This is a genomic window from Streptomyces sp. NPDC103540, from assembly GCF_055584445.1.
The window spans coordinates 312044-336151 of the sequence record NZ_JBVJMA010000006.1; the positions used below are offsets into that span (position 1 = coordinate 312044).

The 24108-nt window shown below is 75.0% G+C and carries 9 protein-coding genes; all 9 read left to right on the forward strand.

Annotated elements, in window-relative coordinates; all coding sequences use genetic code 11:
• Positions 1-26 precede the first annotated feature (26 nt).
• Genes ACZ6ZI_RS17130 through ACZ6ZI_RS17170 form a run of 9 tightly spaced genes read left to right on the forward strand, consistent with a single transcriptional unit; the run spans position 27 to position 24100 of the window.
• Entirely contained in the window at positions 27-1919 is a 1893-nt protein-coding gene (locus ACZ6ZI_RS17130) for a non-ribosomal peptide synthetase (RefSeq protein ID WP_469521238.1), read from the forward strand.
• Between the two features lies 1 nt (position 1920).
• Positions 1921-4467, forward strand: coding sequence for a condensation domain-containing protein (locus tag ACZ6ZI_RS17135; protein ID WP_469521241.1), 2547 nt, complete (start codon positions 1921-1923; stop codon positions 4465-4467).
• Entirely contained in the window at positions 4464-8960 is a 4497-nt protein-coding gene (locus ACZ6ZI_RS17140; protein ID WP_469521244.1) for a non-ribosomal peptide synthetase, read from the forward strand. Before ACZ6ZI_RS17135 ends, ACZ6ZI_RS17140 begins: the two co-directional genes overlap by 4 nt.
• Positions 8957-10801, forward strand: coding sequence for an ABC transporter ATP-binding protein (locus ACZ6ZI_RS17145; RefSeq protein WP_469521246.1), 1845 nt, complete (start codon positions 8957-8959; stop codon positions 10799-10801). Before ACZ6ZI_RS17140 ends, ACZ6ZI_RS17145 begins: the two co-directional genes overlap by 4 nt.
• The gene (locus ACZ6ZI_RS17150) at positions 10798-12672 is read left to right on the forward strand and encodes an ABC transporter ATP-binding protein (protein WP_469521250.1); all 1875 of its coding nucleotides are present in this window, start codon (positions 10798-10800) and stop codon (positions 12670-12672) included. Before ACZ6ZI_RS17145 ends, ACZ6ZI_RS17150 begins: the two co-directional genes overlap by 4 nt.
• Positions 12656-14194 carry a class I adenylate-forming enzyme family protein gene (locus ACZ6ZI_RS17155; RefSeq protein ID WP_469521253.1) on the forward strand — a complete coding sequence of 513 codons (1539 nt, stop codon included), beginning with the start codon at positions 12656-12658 and terminating at the stop codon, positions 14192-14194. Before ACZ6ZI_RS17150 ends, ACZ6ZI_RS17155 begins: the two co-directional genes overlap by 17 nt.
• Complete coding sequence (locus ACZ6ZI_RS17160) at positions 14191-18027, forward strand: condensation domain-containing protein (RefSeq protein WP_469521256.1); 3837 nt, start codon at positions 14191-14193, stop codon at positions 18025-18027. The genes ACZ6ZI_RS17155 and ACZ6ZI_RS17160 overlap by 4 nt, the downstream gene beginning before the upstream one ends.
• The gene (locus ACZ6ZI_RS17165; protein WP_469521259.1) at positions 18024-20591 is read left to right on the forward strand and encodes a lantibiotic dehydratase; all 2568 of its coding nucleotides are present in this window, start codon (positions 18024-18026) and stop codon (positions 20589-20591) included. The genes ACZ6ZI_RS17160 and ACZ6ZI_RS17165 overlap by 4 nt, the downstream gene beginning before the upstream one ends.
• Complete coding sequence (locus ACZ6ZI_RS17170) at positions 20591-24100, forward strand: amino acid adenylation domain-containing protein (RefSeq protein WP_469521262.1); 3510 nt, start codon at positions 20591-20593, stop codon at positions 24098-24100. The genes ACZ6ZI_RS17165 and ACZ6ZI_RS17170 overlap by 1 nt, the downstream gene beginning before the upstream one ends.
• The last annotated feature ends 8 nt before the right edge of the window (positions 24101-24108 follow it).

A 24108-nucleotide genomic window follows, 5' to 3' on the forward strand; every position in this document is an offset into this window, starting at 1 on the left:
GCCCCGACCGATGGAGGAAAAGCACGATGGCGTTCGACCCGATCCACGCCCTGGTGGGGCAGGCCGCAGAACGGTTCCCGGAGCACGTGGCCGTGGAGACCCCGCAAGGCGACCTGACCTACGCCGACCTGACGGCCCGGTCGGACCGCCTGGCGCGCGAGCTGCGGGCCGCCGGCGCGACCCCCGGCGCCCTGGTACCCGTACTGACCGCGGACCGGCGCGAGTTCGCCGTCGCGGTGCTCGGCATCCTGAAGACCGGCGCGGTCTTCGTCCCGTTCGACCTGGCCGGCCCCGCGCTGCGACTGCGCGACACCCTGTCCGGCACCGCCGCCGAATGGGCCGTCGCCGGCTCCGGCGAGAGCGAGCGCGTCGGGGAGCTCCTCGACACCGCCCTGCCGCAGGCCCGCCGCCTCCGCGTGGACCTGGCCCTGCCCGTCCCGGCCGAGGAGCCGCTCGCCGACCCGCACGTCCCCGACCCCGACGACCCGGCGTACATCTTCTTCACCTCCGGCTCCACCGGAACGCCCAAGGCCATCGCCGGCCGGATGCGCGGCATCGACCACTACATCCGCTGGGAGAGCGAGCTGCTCGGCGTCGAACCCGGCTGGCGCGTCAGCCAGTTCGCCTCCGTCGCCTTCGACGCGGTCCTGCGCGACCTCTTCGTCCCGCTGACCACCGGCGGCACCGCCGTGGTCCCGCCGCCCGGCCTGCTCCTGGACGGCGGCGAACTCGGCCGCTGGATCGACGCCCGCGCCCTCGACCTGGTCCACTGCGTGCCCTCCGTCTTCCGGGGACTCGCCGCCGCCACCGAGACCGCCGACAGCCCCGACTTCTCCTCCCTGCGCGCCGTCCTGACCGCCGGCGAACCCCTCGCCCCCGCCGACGCCGGCCGCTGGTTCGCCCGCCACGGCGAGCGCGTCACGCTGGTCAACCTGTACGGGCCGTCCGAGACGACCATGACCAAGACCTTCCACGTGGTCACCCCCGCCGACACCGAGCGCGAGCTGATCCCCGTCGGCAAGCCCATGCCCGGCGCCCGGATCGCCGTCCTCGACGGCCGCGGCCGCCCCAGCCCGCAGGGCACGGTCGGCGAGATCCACATCCGCACGCCCTACATGTCGCTCGGCTACTACCTGCGCCCGGACGCCACCCTGGAGGCGTTCGTGCCCAACCCGCTCGGCGAGGACCCCGACGACATCGTCTACCGCACCGGCGACCACGGCCGCCTGCTGCCCGACGGATCGCTGGAGTTCATCGGCCGCAAGGACCACCAGATCAAGATCGGTGGCGTGCGGATCGAGCTCGGCGAGATCGAGCACCTGCTGCGCGGCCACCCGGCGGTGCGCGAGGCTGCCGTCGTCCCCGTCAAGGACGCCGACGGCGAGGTCGCCCACCTGTGCGCCTTCGTGGAACTCACGCGGGCCGTCGAACCGGAGGAGGTCGGCGCGCACCTGGACGGACGACTGCCCGACGTGGCCGTCCCCCGCGTCTTCGTCCCGCTCGACCGGCTGCCCCGCACCATCAGCGGCAAGGTCGACCGGCGCGCCCTGCCCGCCCCGATCCTCCCCCGGCAGGCGTCCACGACCGAGTACGTCGCCCCGCGCACGTCCACCGAGACCGCCCTCGTCCGGATCTGGACCGAGCTGCTGCCCGTCGAGAACCCCGGCATCCGGCACGACTTCTTCGAGTCCGGCGGCCACTCGCTGCTCGTCATGCGACTGCTGTCGCGTATCGGCGCCGAGTTCGGCGTCGAGATCCCGCTCCATGACTTCCTGGCCGGCCCCCACATCGAAGCGCTCGCCGAGCGGATCGAGTCCGCGATCGTGATCGGCGGGGACTCCCTCGACGACCTCCTCGACTCGCTGGACGACCTGGACGAGGACGAGGCCGAGCGCCTCCTGCAGGGCGGGGGTGCCTGAGATGAGCGAGACCGTGACCACGCCCTCCGCGGACGCGGACCGCGACGCCGCCGGCGCCCCGGCGGATCTGCCGTCGCCCGAGAGCATCCGGCTGATCGAGCGCCAGGTCGAGAGCGCCCTCCTGGAACACCCCGACGTGCTCGACGCGGCCGTCGTCTTCCGCGGCGGCACGCTGGAGGACAACCCGCCGGAGATCTGCGTCCGGTGCGGCATGGACGGCCGCTACCCGGGCCTGGAACTGGACGCCGAGAACGGCGTGTGCAGCCTGTGCGCCATGTACGAGCGGCACCGCGAGGAGATCCACGGCTACTTCGGGGACATCGAGGCGTTCACCGCCCGCATCCGCGAACGCTCCGCCGCCGCCGGCTCCGCCTACGACTGCCTGCTGCTCTTCAGCGGCGGCAAGGACAGCACCTACGTGCTGCACCAGCTGGTCCGCCTCGGACTGCGGGTGATGACCTTCACCTTCGACAACGGGTTCATCTCCCGGACCGCGCTCGAGAACGTCGAGACGACCACCGCCGCCCTGGGCATCGAGCACGTCACCTCCACGCGCGCCGATCAGAACCGGATCTTCGTCCAGAGCCTCAAGGACCACAAGAGCGTCTGCAACGGCTGCTTCCGCTCCCTGCTCGACCTCGCCAACCAGCTGGCCTACGAGCGCGGCATCCCCAGCATCGTCACCGGCCTCTCCCGCGGCCAGATCATCGACGAGCGGCTGCTGTGGTTCTACCGCCAGGGCGACTTCGACGCCGAGCGCATCGAGAAGCAGCTCGCCATCGGCCGGCAGATCTACCACCGGGTGGGCGACCGCGTGGAGTCCGGCTCCGACCGGGCCGTCGACCAGGTCGAGGTCGTCGACTACTACCGGTACTCCGACGTCACCAAGGACGGCATCCGGGCCCTGCTGGCGGAGACCTCCGAGCTGTGGAGCGCGCCGAAGGACACCGGCTTCTGCAGCTCCAACTGCATGATCAACGACGTCGGCGTGTACGTGCACAAGCTGGAACGCGGCTTCCACAACTACGAGTCGCCCACCCGCTGGGAGGTCCGGCTCGGACACCTCGCCCGCGCCGAGGCCGACGCCGAACTGCGCACCCCCGTCAACATCCACCGGGTCAAGTCCATGCTCGCCCGCATCGGTTACACCGACCCCGGGGCCCGGGAGGCGCTCGGCAGCCGGCTGGCCGCCTACTACGTCACCCGCGAGGGCGCGCACACCGACGAGAGCGAGCTGCGGGAGGCCGTCGCGGCGCGGCTGCCGGAGTTCCTGCACCCCGCCTACTGGACGGGCCTGGCCGAGATCCCGCGCTCCCGCGGCGTCGTCAGCCGCCGCGAGCTGCCCGACCCCCTGGCCGACGCGGGCAAGCGGCTCCAGCTGTCCGCCCACGGCAGCGCCGCCGTCGCCGACTCCGACGGCGGTGACGGGAGCGAGCCGGTGACGGCCGCCCAGCGCGCCCTGCTGGACCCCGACCGCACCGCGGCCGCCCGGGCCCTGCTGCTCGACCTGGCCGACCGCCCGTCCCTGAGCGACGTACGCCGCGCCGTCCTGGCCCTCGCACTGCACCACGAGGCCCTGCGCTCGCGCTACGCGCGCCCGGAGCCGGACGGCCCGTGGCGGCGCACCGTCGCCCCCGCCGCCACGGCCGTGCCGGTCGCCTCGGTCGACCTCGCGCGCCGGGCCGAGCGGGACGAACCCGCCCTGCTGCGCGCCCTGGAGCGCCGCCTGCGCGAACGCCTCGACCCGGCCGCCGGCCCGCTGGCCCACGTGGTCCTCGTGGAGCGCGGCGACCGGCCCGCCCGACTGCTGCTCGTCGTCCACGAGCTGGCCGCCGACACCGCCTCCTGGCGCCCGCTCCTGGAGGACCTCGCGACGGCGCTGACCCAGCTGGGCGCCGGCGCGCCGGTCAGCCTGCCGCCGGTGGCCCAGCCGGAGCCCGCGCCCGCCGCGGCCGTGCGGGCGGCCGTCGAGGCCACGCACACCGCCGACCCCGTTCGGCTGCCGGCCGCCGAGGGGCAGCTCGTCCGCATCGCCGGCACCACCCTTCCCGAGGGCTCCGCGCACGCCCTGGCGAGCGCCCCGGGCGCCGCCGTCGCCGCCGTCGCCGAGGCGCTGCGGCAGGAACTGGGCGAGACCTTCGGGGGAGCGGTGCTCGCCCTGACCGTCACCGACCACACCGCGACGACCGGCAGGCCCGAACGCCTCGTCGGCGCCGCGACCGCCCCGCGGACCCTGACCCTGCCGGCCGGCGCCCCCGCGGCGGAGCGGGGCACCGTGGGCCTGACCCACCTCGGGGACACCACCGCACCCGTACCCGAGGGCGCCCCCTTCCGCGTCGCCGAGGTCACCGGGCTCGGCCCGGACCCGGCTCCGGCCGGCGGCGGCCACCCGCTGGAGATCGTCCTGCGCGAGCGGGACGGCGCCCTCGCGATCGACTGGTGGAGCGCCGCACCGCAGGACCACCGCCTGTCCGCGAGCGGGGCACCGCAGCGCGTCGCCGACCGGCTGACGAACCACGTCCAGAACCTCCAGGAGCACACCCCGTGACCCGACCCGCGCCGGACCTGGATCGGCTGCGCCGGCTCTCGCCGGCCAAGTACGCCCTCCTGATGCGCAGACTGCGCGAGCGCGAGGCCGCCGTCCCGGGCACCTCCCCCCGCACGCTGTCCTTCGCGCAGGAACGCCTGTGGTTCCTCGACCAGCTGAACCCCGGCAGCCCCGTCTACAACATGCCGTACGCCATCCGGCTGACCGGCGCCCTCGACGTCCCCGCCGTCCGCCGCGCCTTCGGCGCGGTGGTGCGGCGGCACGAGACCCTGCGCTCCGCCTTCCCCGCCGTCGACGGCCGCCCCCACCAGGTCATCGCCGCGCCCGAGGACCCCGAGGTCCCCGTCACCGACCTGCGCGACCTGCCGGAGGAGGCACGCGACGCCGAGGCGGCCCGGCTGGTGGCCGCCCACGCGGCCACCCCCTTCGACCTGGCCGGCGGCCCCCTGCTGCGCGTCGGCCTGCTCCGGCTCGCCGACGAGGAGTGGGTGGCGGTCCTCAACCTGCACCACATCGTCGGCGACGACTGGTCCATCGGCATCCTCGTCCGCGAGTTCGCCCTCGCCTACGACTCCTTCGCGGCCGGCGGCGCGGACCCACTGCCGCCGCTGCGCGCCCAGTACGGGGACTACGCCCACCGCCAGCGCGAGCGCTACGGCCGCGACGGCGCCCTCACCCGCGAACTCGACTACTGGAGCGAGCGACTGGCCGGCGAGCTCCCCAGCCTGGAGCTGCCCACCGACCGGCCCCGCCCGCCGGTCCAGACCCACGCGGGGGCGCTCCTGGGCACCTCCCTGCCGGCCGCCCTCGCCGACCGGGTCCGCGCCCTGGCCCGCGAGGAGGGCGCCACCCTCTTCATGGCCCTGCTCGCCGCCTACGGGGTGCTGCTGTACCGCCACTCCGGCCGCTCCGAGATGGTCGTCGGCACCAGCTCCGCCAGCCGCCACCACCCCGAGACCGAGCCGCTGATCGGCTTCCTCGTCAACACCCTCCCGCTGCGCCTGCGGTTGGAGGCGGACGCCTCCTTCCGCGGGCTGCTGGCCGACGTCAGGCAGCTGTCCCGGGACGCCTTCGCCCACCAGGACGTGCCCTTCGAGCGGATCGTGGAGAGGGTCCAGCCCGACCGGGACCTCAGCCGCGCCCCGCTCTTCCAGACCATGCTCAACCTGCACAACACGCAGACCGAGGAGCTGCGGCTGCCGGGCCTGGGCATCTCGCGCTACGGCGGGGAGCGCGCCGCGAGCGCCATGTTCGACCTGTCCCTGGACGTCTCCGAGGAGCCGGACGGCGGGCTGCGCTGCGACTGGGAGTACAACACCGACCTCTTCGACGCCGCGACCGTGGCCCGCCTCGCCCGGCACTTCGAGCGGGTGCTGACCGCCGTCACCGCCGACCCCGCCCAGGCCGTCGCCGACGTCCCGCTGCTGTCCGACGAGGAGCGGCACGCCCTGCTCACCGAGGCCAACGAGGTCTCCGTCGAGGTGGCCCCCGACGCGTGCGTGCACCGCCTCTTCGAGGAGCACGCCCGCCGCACCCCCGACGCGGTCGCCGTGGTCGACGGCGACCGGCGCACCACCTACGGGGAACTGGAGCGCGGCGCCGCGCTCGTCGCCCGACGGCTGCGCGCGATGGGCGTCGGGCCGGAGGTCCGCGTGGGTCTGTGCGGCCCCCGCTCCGCCGAGACCATCGCCGCGCTCCTGGGCGTCCTCAAGGCGGGCGGCGCCTACGTGCCGCTCGACCCGAGCAACCCCGTGGACCGGCTGAACTTCGTCGTCGAGGACGCCGAGGTGAAGGTGCTGCTGGCGAACCGGGCCACCCTGGAGGCGGTGCCCGGCCTCGGCGCCGGCGTCCCCGTGGGCCGCTTCGACGAGTGGCTCGCCGCCGGCGAGGAGGACCTGCCGGCCGACCCGCCCGGCGAGGCCCCCCGACCGGTCGCCGCGAACCTCGCCTTCATCGTCTACACCTCCGGCTCCACCGGCCGCGCCAAGGGCGGCATGATCACGCACGGCGCCCTGATGAGCGCCTTTCGCTCCTGGGAGCGGGTCTACGGGCTCGGCACCGTCGTCGAGCGCCACCTCCAGGCCGCCAACCTCGCCTTCGACGTCTTCACCGGCGACCTGGTGCGCGCCCTGTGCTCCGGCGGCTCGCTGGTGCTGTGCGCCCGCGAGGTGCTGCTGGACCCGGCGAAGCTGTACGGGCTGCTCCAGCGCGAGCGGGTCGACTTCGCCGACCTCGTACCGGTCGTCGTCCGGCTGCTGTCGGGACACGTCGCCGAACAGGGCCGCCTGCTCGACAACTTCAAGGTGCTCGCCGTCGGCGCGGACATCTGGTTCATGAAGGACTACTGGGCCCTGCACGCCCTGTGCCCGCCCGGGACCCGCCTGGTCAACTCGTACGGCATCACCGAATCCACCGTGGACAGCGGCCTGTTCGAGACCCCGATGCCCGAGCGGGGCCTGGAGGAGCCGGTCCCGATCGGTCGCCCCCTGCCCAACACCGAGTTCTACGTGCTCGACGAGCGCATGCGGCCGGTGCCGCCCGGGGTCAACGGCACCCTCTACATCGGCGGCCTCGCCCTGGCCCGCGGTTACGTCGGCCGGCCCGGCCTGACCGCCGAGCGGTTCCTGCCGCACCCCTTCGCCACCGAACCCGGCGCCCGCCTGTACAACACCGGCGACCTCGCCCGGGTCCTGCCCACCGGCGACGTCGAGGTGCTCGGCCGCGTCGACCGCCAGATCAAGATCCGCGGCTTCCGGATCGAGCTGGAGGAGATCGAGGCCGTCCTCGGCAAGCACCCCGACGTCCGGGACGCGGCCGTCGTGGTGCGCCTCGACGACCGCGGCGAGAAGCGGCTGGCCGGCTACGCCGTACCCCGGTCGGGGCGGACCGCCGACCCGGTCGCGCTCACCGAGCACCTGCGCCGACAGCTCCCGTACTACATGGTCCCCGGCACGCTGACGGTGCTGGAGCGGATGCCGCTCAACTCCAACGGCAAGCACGACCGAAAGGCGCTGCCCGCGCCCACCGAGGGCGACGGGGCGCCGGCGCGCACCGGCACCCCGCTGGTGGACCCGGTCGAGCTGAGGATCGCCGAGGTCTGGAAGGGCGTCCTCGGCGCCGAGGCGATCACCGCCGAGGACGACTTCTTCGACCTGGGCGGACACTCCCTGCTGATCCCGCGGGTGGCCTTCGAGCTGCGCCGCCTCTTCGGCGCCGACGTCCAACTCGTCGAGCTGTTCGAGGCGACCACCGTTCCGGCCCTCGCCCGACTGGTCGCCGGCGCGGGCCTGCGCGGCGCGGAGGGCGACGAGGCCCTCGACCTCGGCGCCCGCGCCCTCGACCCCTCGATCGAGCTCGCGGCCGGGGCCGCGCGCACCCTGCCGGAGCGTCCGCGCAAGGTGTTGGTCACCGGCGCCACCGGGTACCTCGGCGTCCACCTGCTCGGGGCGCTGCTGCGCGACACCGACGCGGTCGTGCACTGCCTGGTCCGCGCGGACGGCCCGGAGGCGGGGCTCGCGAGGCTGCGGGCCACCGCCGCCGCCCAGGCCGTCGACGACCTCGACGAGAGCCGTGTCGAGATCGTCCTCGGCGACCTCGACGCCCCGCTCCTCGGACTGTCCGAGGAGGGCTTCGACGCCCTCGCCGAGGGGCTCGACGCGGTCTACCACAGCGGAGCCCGCGTCAACTTCGTGCTGCCCTACGCGGCGCTCGCGGACGCCAACGTCCGGGGCACCGAGGAGGTCCTGCGGCTCGCCGCACGGGCGGGCGGCGCCCGCGTCCACCACGTGTCCACCGCCGCGGTCCCCCCGGCCGGGCCCGGACCGGACGAGGAGACGGCCGCCGTGCTCCGGGGCGGCTACAACCAGTCCAAGTGGGTCGCCGAACGGCTCGCGGTCCAGGCCCGCTCGCGCGGCCTGTCCGTGGCGGTGCACCGCCCCGACTACGTCGCCGGGCACAGCGCCTCCGGGCGGGGCAACCCCAAGGACCTGATCTGGGCGATGATCAAGGGCTGCGTCCAGCTGGGCGGTTACCCCGACGTCGAGCTGCCGGTCCGGATGGTCCCCGTCGACCTGGTGGCCGGCGCCCTGGTCCGCACCTCCCTGTCCCCGGACGGCGGCGCGGGCCGTGCCTTCGACCTCGCCCACCCCCGCCCGGTGCCCCTGAACGAGCTGTTCGGCTGGGTGCGCGGCTTCGGCTTCGAGGTGAGCCCCCGGCCGTACGAAGCGTGGATGGCCGAGCTGCTGGAGGCCACCGAGCGGTCCTGGGACAACGCCCTGCACCCCTTCGTCGGAACGCTCGCCGGCGTCGTGGACCAGGACCCCACCGGCGGAGTGCCCTGCTCGGTGACGACCGAGAACGCCTACGAGGCGGCGGCGGTGGCGTGCCCGCCCGTCGACGAGGCTCTGGTGCGCGGGTACCTGGCGCACCTCGTGTACAGCGGCTTCCTGCCCGCGCCCACGCGCGGCGGGAAGCGGAACGAGGAGAACGAATGAGCGCGCAGTCCCCCGAGGACCGCGAAGGCGCCCGGCCCCCGACCGACAGCGTCGGGCGCTGGTTGTGGTCCCACCTGTCCCGGTTCAAGGGACACATCACCCTGCACCTGACCGGGAGCGTGCTGTGGCACCTCCTGTCGGCGGGGATCCCGATCGCGATCGGCGTCGCCATCGACACGGCGCTGCGGCCCGAACCGGACATGGAGCGCTTCACCGGCGTCATCCTGCTCATCCTGGCGATGGTCGTCGTCCGTGGGGTCGCCGGCTTCGCCGGCACCTACAGCCTGGAGGCCTACGCCAGCGGCACCGAGCGCGACGCCCGCGCCGGGCTGTTCTCCGCGCTGCTGCGCAAGGGGCAGACGTTCTACAACCGGCGCCCCGTCGGCGATCTGTCCGCCCGGGTCACCGGCGACGCCGAAGCGCTCAACCTGATGCTGTCGCCCGGCGCCGACATGACGATCGACATGCTGCTGAGCATCCTGGTGCCGGTCGTCACGATCGCCCTGATCGACCCCGAACTGCTGCTGTCGCCCCTCGTGTTCGTCATCGTCTTCGTGCTGGTGCTGCTCGCCCACGGACGGCGCCTGGAGCCCGTGGCCGGACAGGTCCGCGCCTCGTACGGCGACCTGAGCGCCCAGGTGTCGGAGACCCTCTCCGGCATCGAGACCGTCGCCGCCACCGGCAGCGCCGCGACCGCCCGGCGCCGTTTCACCGACCTGGCCCGCTCCTACCGCGACGCCACCGTGCGACAGGCCGACGTACAGTCCCTGTACCTGCCGCCGCTGCTGATCAACCTCGCGGTGGCCGGCGCGCTGCTGCACGGCGCCGTGCTGGTCCGCGAAGGCTCGCTGACCACCGGCGAGTTCATCGCCTACCTCGGCCTGATGGGCGCCCTGCGCGCCCCGACGCAGCTGGCCGCGTTCAGCATCGGCCTGCTCTACTACGGCCTCGCCGGGGCCCGCCGCATCCTGGAGATCGTCACCGACCGCTCGGACGGCGACGAGTCCGAGGGCGGCCACGCCGCGACCGTCGCCGGCGAGGTCCGCTTCGACTCGGTCACCTTCGGGTACGGCGACACCCCCGTGCTCCACGACATCTCCTTCCGCGTCCCCGCGGGAGCGACGGTGGCGCTGGTGGGCCCGACCGGCAGCGGCAAGACGACCCTGCTCCAGCTGCTCAACCGCACCTACGTGCCCGGCTCCGGCCGGGTCCTCGTCGACGGCGTCGACGCGGCCGAGTGGGACCTGGGCTCGCTGCGCGGCCAGATCGCCGTCATCGAACAGGACGTGGTCCTCTTCTCCTCCTCGATCGCCGACAACCTGGCCTTCGGCAGCGCGCCGGGCACCGGCCGCGCCGACCTGGAGCGGGCCGCCAAGGACGCGCGGGCCCACGAGTTCATCATGCGGACCGCCGACGGGTACGACACCCTGGTCGGCGAGCGCGGCGTCACCCTCTCCGGCGGGCAGCGCCAGCGCATCGCCATCGGCAGGGCCCTGCTCGCCGACCCCCGGATCCTGGTGCTCGACGACTCCACCAGCGCGGTGGACAGCGCCACCGAGCAGGAGATCCACCAGGCGGTCCGGCGTGCCTCGGCCGGCCGCACCACCTTCCTCATCACCCCCCGGCTGTCCCGCATCCGCTCCGCCGACCACATCATCGTGCTCGACCGGGGGCGGATCGTCGGCCAGGGGCGCCACGAGGACCTGATCGAGGGCTGCGAGCTCTACCACCGGATCTTCGCGCCCTACCTCGCCACCGCCACCGCCACCGCCACCGCCACCGCCACCGCCACGGCCACGGCCACGGGCGAGGCCGAATCCGCCGAAGGAGGCCGGTCATGAGCGCCCCCATCCTCGAAGGCCTCAACCCCGAGAGCTACGACCGCTCCTACAGCGACGGCGAACTGCTGCGCCGGATCCGGCCGCTGTTCGCGGCGCGCCGCTGGACGGTCGTCCTGATCTCCCTGATGGTGCTCGGCACGGCGGCGGCGGGCGTGGCCCTGCCCGTCCTGCTGTCGCGTGTCGTCGACAGCGCCGACTCCGTCGGCGACAGCGTCGTTCCGCTGGTGCTGGCCGCAGCCGGCTTCGGACTCCTCGGCTGGCTCTTCACGTTCGTCCAGCAGCGCGCGGTCGGTCGGGTGGTCGGCGACGTGGTGCTGGAGATGCGCGACCGGTCCTTCCGCGCCGTGCTCCGCCAGGACCAGGCGTTCTTCGACACCCACACCACCGGCTCGATCGCCAGCCGCGTCACCTCCGACACCCAGGCGTTCGCGACGCTGCTGACCCTGACCCTCAACGTCGTCGGCCAGACCCTGATGGTCGGCATCATGCTGCTGGCGCTGTTCGTCATCAATCCCGGCCTGGCCGTGGTGACCGCACTGGTCGCCGCCGCCGTCATCGGCGTCAGCCTCGCCTTCCGCCGCGTCTCGCGCCGTGCCTCCCGGCAGCAGCAGCGCTCCATGGCCGAGATCCACTCCTACGTGCAGGAGACGCTGCGCGGCATCGCCGTCGCCCGCAACTTCCGCCGGGAGACCTCGACGTACGAGGGCCTGGTCGACGTCAACCGGCGCTGGTTCCGCGCCACCCTGCGCATGAACCGCCTCTTCAGCGGCATCTTCCCGCTGCTCCTGACCCTCACCGGCATCGGTACGGTCGCGGTGGCCTGGCTCGGCGGTCGCAACGCCGCGGCGGGCGGCCTGAGCGCCGGGGAATGGGCGCTGTTCTTCGAGGCGCTGACCATGTTCTGGTTCCCGCTCACCGCCATCGCCTCGTACTGGAGCCAGTTCCAGCAGGGCCTGGCCGCGGCGGAGCGCATCTTCGCCCTGGTCGACCGCACGCCCGGGGTGGTCCAGCGCGAGGAGCTGCCCGTGCCGGAGCTGGCCGGACGGATCGAGTTCGAGGGCGTGACCTTCGGCTACGGCGACGGCGAACCGGTCCTGGAGAAGTGCGACCTGGTCATCGGCCGGGGCGAGACGGTCGCCCTGGTGGGCCACACCGGCGCGGGCAAGTCCAGCGTCGTCCGCCTGATCGGGCGGGCCTACGAGTTCCAGGGCGGCCGGATCCTGATCGACGGCCGGGACATCCGGGAGCTCGACCTGCACCAGTACCGCGGGCACCTCGGCATCGTCGCCCAGACGCCCTACCTGTTCTCCGGCACGGTCGCCGGGAACATCGGTCACGGCCGCGAGGGGGCGAGCGCCGAGGAGATCGTGGCGGCCGCCCGCGCGGTGGCCGGCGGCGACTGGGTCGACATGCTGCCCCAGGGGCTCGACACCCCGACCACCGAGGGCGGCCGGAACCTCTCCACGGGACAGCGCCAGCTGATCGCCCTCGCCCGGGTGGTGCTCCAGGACCCGGCGGTCTTCGTCCTGGACGAGGCCACCGCGAGCGTCGACCCGCTCACCGAGGCGCTGGTCCAGGAGGGTCTGGACAGCCTGTCCGCCGACCGGACCACCATCGTGGTGGCCCACCGGCTGCCGACGGTGCGCAAGGCCGACCGGATCGTCGTCATGGACCGGGGAACGGTCGTGGAACAGGGCGACCACGACACCCTGTTGGAGCGGGGCGGCGCGTACGCGGAGCTGTACGACGCCTACTTCCGCCACCAGCAGCCCGACTTCGACCCCGACGCGGAAGACGACGCGGGCGCCGAAGCGGACACCGACGCCCGGGACGCGACGCGCGCGGAGGTGCTCGATGCCGCCGCACGCTGAGCCGGAGCGCGACCAGCCCTCGCTGTGGTCGCTGATCGACGCGGGCGCGCGGGCCTGGCCGGCGCTGCCCGCCCTGCGCGACGCGCGCACCGCGCACACCTTCCAAAGCCTGCGCGACGCCGTGCTGTCGGGTGCCGCCGGGCTGGCCCGGGCCGGGGTGCGCCCCGGATCGACGCTGGTGCTGCTCTTCGAGAACACCGCCGAGAGCGCCGTCGCCTTCCTGGCGGCCGCCCGGCTCGGGGTGCGGCTGGTCCCGGCCGAGCCGGACTCCACGCCCGCCGCCCTGGCGGCCCTGCGGGAGGGGCTCGACGCAGCGGTCCTGGTGGGCCCCGGCGCCCGCCTCGCCGCGGTCGTCGAGGCCGGGGCCTGGCCCGCCCGACTGACGGCACCCGTCGAGGGAGCCGCGTACGGCCCGGGCGACGGCGACGCGGGCCCGCCTCCGCCGCCGGCCGACGGCGACGAACCGTTCCTGCACCAGTACACCTCCGGGTCGACGGGCGAGCCCAAGGCCGCCGTCCACACCCAGGCGAACCTGGTCCGCGGCGCGCGGATCTACGCCCGCGTCCACGGCTACGGCGAACAGGACCGGGTGCTCCTCGCGGTGCCCCTGCTGCACTCCTTCGGCATGGTCTCCGGCCTGGTCACCTCGCTGCTGAGCGGCGCCTGCCTCACCGTCCTCGGCCGCTTCTCGCCCGCGGTGCTGCTGCGCGAGGTGGCGGACACCCGGGCCACCGTGCTCGTCGCCACCCCGCTCGCCTACGACCTGCTCGCCCGCTCCGCCGCGGGCGAGCCGGGCCGGACCGACTCCGTCCGCCTGTGCCTGTCCTCGGGAGCGGCCCTCGCCGGGGCGACCGCCGAGCGGTTCCGGGCGGCCACCGGTCTGCGGATCCAGCAGGTCTACGGCTCCACCGAGGCCGGGATCATCGCCACCCAGCTCGCGGACGACGAGGCCGCCGACCGCGGCGTCGGCCACCTCGCGCCCGGGGTGCGGATCCGGCTGGTCACGGAGGACGGCGAGCCCGTACCCGAGGGGGAGCCCGGCGCCCTGCTGGTCCGTACCCCCGCCCTGTTCGCCGGCTACCACGGCCGGCCCGAGGCCACCGCCGCGGTCTTCGCCGACGGCTGGTACGTCACCGGCGACGTGGCACGCACCGACGGGGCCGGCCGACTGCACCTGATCGGCCGCAAGGACTCCTTCATCAACGTCGGTGGCAAGAAGGTCAACCCGGTCGAGGTGGAGGCCGTACTGGCCGGCCACCCGCTGGTCGCCGAGGCCGCCGTCTGGGGCGAGCCGCTGCCCGGCGGGGGAGAGCGGGTCCGGGCCACCGTCGTGGCCACGGGCGCGCTCACGGCGGCGGACCTGACCGCCCACTGCCGCGAGCGCCTGCTGCCGCACCAGGTGCCCACGGGCACCGAGTTCGTCGCGGCGCTGCCCCGGACCTCCTCCGGGAAGATCCGGCGCGCCGCACTGCGCAACCCACCTCACAACCACGCGACACCGGCACGGGGGAACGACCGATGAGCGGAACACTGGTACGGCTGCTGCGCGACCGCGCCGACAAACAAGCGACGGACACCGCCTTCCGCTTCCTCGCCGACGAGGGGCCGCAGGCGGTCACCTACGAGGAGCTGGAGTCCGGGGTGCGCGCCGTCGCCGCCCGCCTCCAGCAGCTGGGCACCGCGCCCGGCGACCGGGTGCTGCTCCTGTACCCGCCCGGTCTCGACTACGTCCGCGCCTTCTTCGGCTGCCTGTACGCCGGAGCCGTCCCCGTCCCGGCGTACCCGCCCGGCTCCCTGCGCAACGTCGGACGGCTGGCCGCCGTGGCCCTGGACAGCGGGGCCACGCTCGCCCTCACCACCGCGGACGTCGTCCCGGTGCTGGAGGGAGGCGTCGCCGGCACCCCGCTGGCCGGACTGCGCGCCGTCGCCACCGACGGCCTCGCCCCCGGCCTCGACGCCCACTGGCGGGCCTTCGACCCCGAGCCCGGCGCCACCGCGTTCCTCCAGTACACCTCCGGCTCCACGGCCGCCCCCAAGGGCGTGGTGGTCACCCACGGCAACCTCCTGCACAACATGGACATGATCAGCCGGGCCTTCGGGGTCACCCCCGCGTCGCGCGGGGTGATCTGGCTGCCGCCGTACCACGACATGGGCCTGATCGGCGGGATCCTCACCCCCCTGTACGGCGGCTTCCCGGTCACCCTCATGTCGCCGACGGCCTTCCTCCGCCGCCCCATGGCCTGGCTGAGGGCCATCTCCGACGAGCGGGCCGACGTCAGCGGGGGACCCAACTTCGCCTACGAGATGTGCGTGCGCGCCGTCACCGACGCCGACCGCGAGGGCCTCGACCTCAGCTCCTGGAAGGTCGCCTTCAACGGCGCCGAGCCCATCCGCCCCGAGACCCTGGACTCCTTCGTCGAGGCCTTCGGCGACCACGGGTTCCGCCGCGGCAGCTTCCTGCCCTGCTACGGGCTGGCCGAGGCCACCCTCCTCGTCACCGGCACCGCCGCCCACGACGAACCCGCCGTGCGCGCCGTGGACCCCGTCGCGCTCCAGGCCGGTCGCGCCGACGCCCCCGCCCCGGGCGCTCCCGCCCGCACCCTGGTCGGCTCCGGCCGCGCCTTCGGCGGCCAGGACGTGCGGATCGTCGACCCCGAGACCCTGCGCACCCTCGGGGACGCCGAGGTGGGCGAGATCTGGGTGCGCGGTGCCAGCGTGGCGGCGGGCTACTTCGGCGCCCCCGAGCGGACCGCGGAGGCCTTCGACGCCACCCCGGCCGACGCCACCCCGGCCGGCGCGGGCTTCCTGCGCACCGGCGACCTCGGCTTCCTCGACGCCGGCGAGCTGTACGTCACCGGCCGGCGCAAGGACCTCATCATCGTCCGGGGCCGCAACTTCTACCCCACCGACATCGAGCGGGCGGCCGACCACGCCCACCCCGGCCTGCGCAAGGGCTGCGGAGCGGCCTTCGCGGTCGAGCACGAGGGCGAACAGGTCGTCGTCCTGGTCCAGGAGGTCGACGGGCGGGCCGTGCGCGCGCTCGACGGCGAACGGGCCACCGCCGACATCCGCGCCGCCGTCGCGCGCCACTGCGACCTCGCCCTGCACGACGTGGTCCTCGTCAAGCCCGGCAGCATCCCGAAGACCACCAGCGGCAAGATCCAGCGCCGACTCACCCGGGGGCGCCACACCGCCGGGGAGTTCGAGCGGCTCTGGACCGCCGCCACCGCCGCCACCGGGACCGGCGACGAGCGGGGTCCCGCTCCCGCCGTCGACCGGGCCGCCTTCGCCGCCCTCGACCCGGCCGGCCGCACCGACGCGCTGCGCGTCCTGATCGCCGACCACATCGCCCGCCTGACCGGCCTCCCGGCCGGCGCGGTCGACCACGACCGCCCGCTGAACGCGACCGGCCTGGACTCCCTGGCCGCCGTACGCCTGGCCAACGCGGTCCAGGACGACCTGGGCGTCACCCTCCCGCTGAGCGAGCTCCTCGGCGGCGCCACCCTCGCCGAGGCGACCTCCGCCGCCGGCGCCGCGGACCCCGCGGGCCCCGTCCCCGGCGACGCCCCGCAGGAGCGCGCCGCCGCCCCGCACGGGCCGCGGGCCCCGCTGACGGCGGTCACCCCGGGCCAGCACGCCCTGTGGCAGGCCCACCAGGAGGACCCGGCCGGCGCCGTGTACACCCTCGCGATCCCGCTGCGCCTGCACGGCCCGCTGGACGCCGACGCCCTGGAGGCGGCCCTGGGCCGGCTCGCCGACCGTCACGCGGTCCTGCGCACCGCCTACCCCGTCCGCGACGGCCGCCCGGTCCCCGCCACCGCCGACCGGGGCCAGGTGCCCGTCACCCGGATCGACGCGCGCGACCGGGACGAGCGACAGGTGCGCGAGCTGCTCGCCGAGGCCGTCCACGAGCCCTTCGACCTGGAGCGCGGACCCGTCCTGCGCGCCCTCCTCCTGGCCCGCCCCGACTCCGTCCACCTGCTCCTGTTGACCCTGCACCACATCGCCGGCGACCTGTGGTCCGCCGTGCTGCTCACCGACGAGCTCGGCCGGCTCTACCAGGAGGAGCGGGGCACCCGCGTGCCGCCCGCCCCCGCCACCACCCCCGCGGCCCTCGGCTACGCCGACCACGTCGAGCACCGCGCCGCGCTGCTCGCCGGCCCCGCCGGGGACGGGCTGCGCGCCTACTGGGAGCGGCGCCTGGCCGGCGCGAACCCCGTCCTGGACCTGCCGACCGACGCCCCGTACCCGGCCGTCGCCGGCCACCGGGCGGGCCGGCGCCCCCTCACCCTGGCGCCCGGGTTCGCCGACCGGCTGCGCGCCTTCGCGGCCGAGCGCGGGGTGACCCTCTACAGCCTGCTGCTCGCCGCCTTCCACATCACCCTGCGCCACGCCGGCGGCCAGGACGACCTGATCGTCGGATCCCCGGCGGCCAACCGCGGCCGTCGGGGCGACGAGGACGTCGTCGGCTACTTCGTCAACCCGCTGCCCGTGCGCGCCGTGTTCACGCCCGGCGACACCGCGAGGGACTTCCTGGACCGCCTGCACGCCGACGTCCTGCGCGACCTCGACCACCAGGCCTACCCGCTGCCCCTGATCCTGGAGCACGTGCGGCCGCGCCGCGCCGCCGGTCGCAGCCCCCTCTTCCAGGCCGCGTTCCTCTTCCAGAAGCCGCACACCGGCCAGGAGTCCGCCCCGTTCGTCCTCGGCACCGGCGGCGACACCCTCGCCTGGGGAGGCCTGGAGGCCTCCCCGCTGCCCGTCGAACAGCACACGGCCCCCTACGAGCTGATGCTCACCCTGGTGGACACCGGCGCCGCCCTGCACGGCACCCTGCACCACAGCACCGGGGTGTACGCCGCCGAAACCGCGGAGCGGCTCCTCGCCCAGTACCGACAGACCCTCGCCGACGTCCTGGCCCACCCCGACACCCCGCTCGACGACCTGTGTCCGCCGGACCTGCTCGCCCGGCGCACCGCCGCCCACGCGGCCGCCGACGCCGCGCAGGACGACTGGGTCGCCCCCCGCAACGACACCGAGCGGGCCCTGGCCGGCATCTGGGAGGACATCCTCGGCGTCGAACCCGTCGGCGCCCACGACGACTTCTTCGACCTCGGCGGGCACTCCCTGCTCGCCGCGCAGCTCATCAGCGCCGTACGCGACGCGTTCGGCATCGAGGTACCGGTCAGGGCCGTCATGCAGTCCCGGACCCTGGCCGAGAGCGCGGCCTTCGTCGACGCCCTGGTCTGGGCCCGCGACAGCGCCCGGCCCGAGGACCGCGACGGCGCCCCCGGGCACCGCACCCCCACCGGCCCCGCCACCGGCACGGCCGTACGAGAAGAGGGCGAACTGTGACCGCGACGACCGACCCCGCGGGGCACCTGCTGCCCCTGCCGGGCGCCGGCGCCTGGGACGTGTGGCGCCTGGTGGGCGTACGCGGCGCGGGCTTCCCCGCCGCCCGCGTGCTGCGCCTGGCCGCGCCCGAAGCGGCGGCCGCCGCCGACCGCCTCGCCGCGACCCGCGAGCTGGCCGCCGCCCGCCGCGAGGACGCCCTCGGCGCGCTGCGCGCCGAACTGGACGCGCTGCGCGAGAGCGGCCAGTGGGACGACCTGTCCCGCCGCCGCCCCCTGCTGCGCGCCATCTCGCAGCTCAACAAGGGCCGACTGCCCGGCCCCGACACCGCGGCGCGCCCGGAGTTCACCGCACTCGTCGAGGCGCAGGAGCACGCCGCCGCCGAACGGGACGCCGCCCGCGCCGCCTTCGACGCCGACATCGAGCGGCTCTCCGAAGCGCTGCGGGAGACCGCCGCCGACCCGCGCTTCCAGGAAGCCGTCATCTGGCAGAACCGGGCCGCCTACACCACCGGCATCAGCCGCCTGGCCCGCCCCGGCAACGAACGCCGCAACTCCCGCCGCCGCGAACACGAGGCACTGGCCGCCGGATACCTCCAGCGGTACTGCGTCAAGAACGACTCGATCGGCTTCTTCGGCCCGATCGGCTGGGGATCCTTCACCGCCGACGGCGCGCCCCTGGCGGTCCGCCCCGAGCGCGAGCTGCTAGCCTCCCGCGAGGTCTACTTCGAGCAGTGGTGCCTGGACGCCTTCGCCCGGTCGCTCGGCGACGAACCCGCCGTCCGCCGCTGGATGGCACCGCGCCGGCTGCCCGCCGTACGACTGGAGGGCCGGACCCTGCACCGCGCCTCCGGCCCGGTGACCCTGCCCGAGGCCCAGGTCGCGACCCTGGGCACGATCCTGGCCCTGTGCGACGGGACCCGCACCGCCCTGGAGGTCGGCGCCGAGGCCGCCCGCCTGCTGCCCGGCCTGGGCGGCGGCGAGGAACAGGTGGCCGGCCTGCTCGCCTCGATGCGCGGCAGCGGCCTGATCGCCTGGGACCTGGAGCTGCCCCTCCAGCCCGAGCCGGAGCGGGCCCTGCGCCGTCAGCTGGACCGCGTCGGTGACGCCGCGCTGCGCGCATCCGCCCTCGAAGGGCTGGACCGGCTCGCCGGCGCCCGGGCCGCCGTCCAGGAGGCGGCCGGCAAGCCCGCCGAACTCGAACGCGCCCTGGAGCACCTGGAGTCGACGTTCACCGAACTGACCGGGATGCCCGCGACCCGCGCCCGCGGGGAGACGTACGGCGCCCGCACCCTCGTCTACGAGGACACCCGGCGCGCCGGCACCGTCGAGCTCGGCCCGCGCCTGCGCGAGGAACTCGGCCCCCCGCTCACCCTGATGCTCGACTCGGCCCGCTGGCTGACGCACACCGTCGCCGCCGGCTACCGCGACGTCTTCGACCGGCTCCACCGGGAACTGGCCGCGGAAGGCACCGAGGTGCGCTTCACGGACTTCTGGCAGGCCGTCCAGCCGCTGCTGCTGGGCCGCGTCCAGCAGCCCATCGACGCGGCCGTGGCCGAACTCCAGCGCCGCTGGCAGGAGATCCTCGGCGGACCGTTCGACGAGGGCGTGCGGCACGTCACCCACACCGCCGCCGGACTGCGCGACGCCGTCGCCGAACGGTTCGCCGCCCCCGACGCGGGCTGGCCCTCGGCCCGCCACCAGTGCCCCGACGTCATGCTGGCCGCCGAGAGCCCCGAAGCGGTGGAGGCCGGCGAGTACCAGCTGGTCCTCGGCGAACTGCACGCCGGTGCCAACACCCTGCGCAACCTGCTCTTCGTCAACCAGCACCCCGACCCCGAGGAGCTGTTCGCGGCCATGGCCGCGGACGTCCCCGAGGCCCGCGTGGTGCCCGTCCTGCCGAAGTACTGGCTGTACTCCACCCGCTTCGTGCCCCTGCTGACCTCCGAGAAGGACCACCGGCTGCTGCTCAGCGACGAGGCGTCCTGGTACACCGCCGACGAACGGGCCCTCCCCGTGGGCTCCCTCGTCGTCGAGCGCGCCGCCGACGGCTCCGTCGTCGCACGCGACCTCGACGGGGGAACGGTCTTCGACCTGGTCGAACTCCTCGCCGAGGCGCTCGGCTTCAAGGTGGTCAGCCGCTTCCAGCCGATGGCCCCGACCGCCCACACCCCGCGCATCAGCATCGACCGGCTGGTCGTCAGCCGCGAGACCTGGCGCTTCCACGCCGCAGAACTGCCCTTCGGGGAGACCGAGGACGAGCTGGAGCAGTTCGTGGCCGTCCGGCGCTGGGCCCGCGCGCACGACATGCCGCGCTTCGTCTTCGTCAAGGCCGTCCACGAGACCAAGCCGTTCTACGTCGACTTCGAGAGCCCGGCCTTCACCAAGGCGTTCGCCCACGCCGTCAGGGCGGCCCCCACCCCCGCCCCGGGCGCCCGGCCCGCGTTCACGGTGAGCGAGATGCTCCCCACCGCCGAGCAGACCTGGCTGGCAGACCACCAGGGCAACCGATTCACCAGCGAGTTCCGCATCGTCGCGGTCGACTCCCAGCGAAGGGAACACCCGTAGTGTCAGTGATCGACCTCATGGCACGCCTGCGGACGCTCGACATCCGGCTCCGGGCCGAGGAGGGCAAGCTCCGCTACAACGCCCCCGACGGGGCCCTGACCCCCGAACTGCGCGCCGAGATCGGCGCCGCGAAGGATGACCTGCTCGCCTTCCTCGGCGCCGGCGCCGCCCGGGCCCCGATCGCCCGCCGCGCGGGCTCCGGCCCCGCCCCGCTGTCCGCCGCCCAGCAGCGGCTGTGGCTCCTGGACCGGATGGATCCCGGCAACGCGGCCTACAGCATGCCCGCGGGCGTCCGACTGCGCGGCGCCCTCGACGCGGAACTCCTGCGGCGCTGCGTCCAGGAGATCACCGACCGGCACGACGTGCTGCGCACCACCTTCCGCGCCGTCGAAGGACGCCCCGAACAGCACGTCGCGGACTCCCTCCACGTCCCGCTGGAGGTCCGCGACCTCAGGCACCTGCCCGCTCCCGAGCGCGCGGCGGAGGCGGAGCGCGCCGGCGCCGAGGAGGCCCGCCGCCCGTTCGACCTGGAGACCGGGCCGCTGCTGCGCACCGTGCTGCTGCGCACGGCCGACGACGAACACGTCCTGCTGCTCACGATGCACCACATCGTCTCCGACGGTTGGTCGGTGTCCGTCCTCATCGGCGAACTCGTCGCGCTCTACACGGCCTTCGGGCGCGGCGAGGAATCCCCGCTGGCGCCGCTCGACATCCAGTACGCCGACTACGCGGCCTGGCAGGCCGACCGGCTCGCCGGCGAGGAGCCCGGCCGGCAACTCGCCCACTGGCGCGAGCGCCTCGCCGACGCGCCGGCCGACCTCGCGCTCCCGCTCGACCGGCCGCGTCCCGCCGTCCAGACCTTCCGCGCCGCGAGCACGGAGGGCCGGCTGGACCCGGGGGTCACCGCGGCCCTGCGGCGGCTGAGCCAGGAGGAGGGCGCCACCCTCTTCATGACCATGCTCACCGCCTTCAAGGTGCTCATGGCCCGGCACAGCGGCCAGGACGACCTGGTCGTCGGCATCCCCGAGGCCGGTCGCAACCGCTCGGAGACCGAGCCGCTGATCGGCTTCTTCATCAACACCCTCGCCCTGCGCACCGACCTGTCCGGCGACCCCGCCTTCCGCACCGCCCTGCGGCGGGTGCGCGACACCTCCCTGGACGCCTACGCGCACAGCGAGGTCTCGTTCGAGCAGGTCCTCGGGGAGCTGGGGACGGAGCGCCGGACGGACCGCACCCCGGTCTTCCAGGTCTTCTTCAACATGATCCCGGCCGCCCCGGCCCTCGAACTCCCGTGCCTCGAAGCGGAGATCGTCTCCGTCCCCGAGACCGGCGCCAAGTTCGACCTGACGCTCTACGTCAGCGCCGACGGTGGCGAACTGACCCTCGTCCACAACGCCGACCTGTTCGACGCCGCCCGCGCCGAGGAGCTGTTGGAGCAGTACCGGACCCTGCTCGCCGGCGTGGCGGCGGACGCCGACCTGTCCCTCGCCGCGTACCCGCTGGTGACCGCCGGGGCGCGGCGGCTGCTGCCGGACCCCGAGGCCGCGCTGCTGGCCGGCCGGCACGAGCCGGTGCACGAGGCGTTCGCCCGCCGGGCCGCCGAGACCCCCGACGCGGTCGCGGTACGGGACCCGTGGGAGTCGGTGACGTACGGCGAACTCGCCGGGCGGGCCGGCCGGATCTCCGGCCGGTTGCGCGCCTCGGGCCTGGCCCCGGGCGACCTGGTCGCCGTACACGGCCCGCGCGGGGCGGGCCTGGTGGCGGCCCTGCTCGGCGTCCTCGGCGCGGGGGCGGGATTCGTGGTGCTGGACCCGGCCGAGCCCACCGCCCGGCTCGCCGAGCAGGTGAGCGCCGTCGGCGCGCGCGGCTGGATCACGGTGACGGCTCCGGGCCGGGCCGCGCGGGAGGGCGACGCCGGCGCGTCCGAAGCCGCCCTGGCCGCCTCGATCGTCGTCCGCCTCGCGGTGCCCGACGCCGACGGGGCCGACACGGCCGCCGGCACGGTCGTCGGGACCGGATCGCAGGAGGCCCCGGCCGTCGGCTTCGACACCGTCGCCTACGCCGCGTTCACCTCCGGCTCCACCGGCCGGCCCAAGGCGGTGCTCGGCGCTCACGGCCCGCTCGCCCACTTCGTCGACTGGTACGCGCGCACCTACGGGCTGACCGTCGAGGACCGCTTCGCGCTGCTGTCCGCCCCCGGCCACGACCCCATGCTGCGCGACGTGTTCACCCCGCTCGCCCTCGGCGCGACCCTGTGCGTCCCCGACCACTCCGCCCTCAAGCCCGGGCAGCTGGCCGCCTGGCTCGACGAGGAGCGGATCAGCGTCGCCAACCTCACCCCCGCCACCTTGGACTACGTCCTCGCGGGGGCCGAGGGGATCCGCGGCGTCCACCTGCGCCTGCTGTTCTTCAGCGGCGACCGGCTGCTGGCCGCCCACGTGGAGCGGGCCCGCGCCTTCGCCCCGAACGTCCGCTGCGTGAACTTCTACGGGGCGACCGAGACCCCGCAGGCGATGAGCGCCCACGAGGTGCCCTCGGGCGGCGTCGACGCCGACACGGCCCCGGCCCCGATCGCGGACGGGATCCCCCTGGGCGCCGGCATCGACGGCAGCCAGCTGGTCCTGCGCAACCGGGCCGGCCACCCCACGGGCGTCGGTGAACTCGGCGAGATCCACGTACGCTCCCCCTATCTGGCACTGGGCTACCTCGGCGCCCCGGAGGCGACCGCCGACCGCTTCACGGTCGCGGGCACCCACGGCGAGCGCGAGTACCGCACCGGGGACCTGGGGCGCTACCGCCCCGACGGCACCGTCCAGTTCGTGGGCCGGGCCGACCGGCAGGTGCAGATCCGCGGCTTCCGCGTGGAACCGGGCGAGGTGGAGGCGGCGCTGCGGTCCCACCCGGCCGTCGCTGAGGCCGTCGTCACCGCGACGCCGGACGCCGGCGGGCCGCGCCTGGCCGCGCACGTGGTCCCGATCGAGGGCACCCCGACCACCGCGCTCGATCCGCGCGAGCTGCGCGGCCACGTCCGCGGGCTGCTGCCCGACCACATGGTCCCGGCCGCCTGGTCGGTCCTGGCGGAGCTGCCCCGACTGGCCAACGGCAAGCCGGACCTGCGGGCGCTGCCCGAGCCCTCCCTGCCCGGCTCGACCGAGGGCTACGTGGAGCCGAGCGGCGCCACCGAGGAGGCGCTGGCGGAGATCTGGGCGGAGGTGCTCCAGGTGCCGAGGGTGGGAGCCCGTGACGACTTCTTCGACCTGGGCGGACACTCGCTGCTGGCCACGGTCATCACGCACCGCATCCGCGAGCGCTTCGGCGTGGAGATCGCCATCCGGTCCCTCTTCGAGGCGCCGACCGTGACGGCCCTCGCCCGGCGCCTGGAGGACCCCGGCGCCACCGCGGCCGCGCCCGCCCAACCGGGCATCCAGGCCGTGCGGCGGGCACCCGCCGAGGCCGATCTGGACGACCTGCTCGCCCGGCTCGGCGACATCAGCGGCGGCGCGCGGTGACGCCGCCG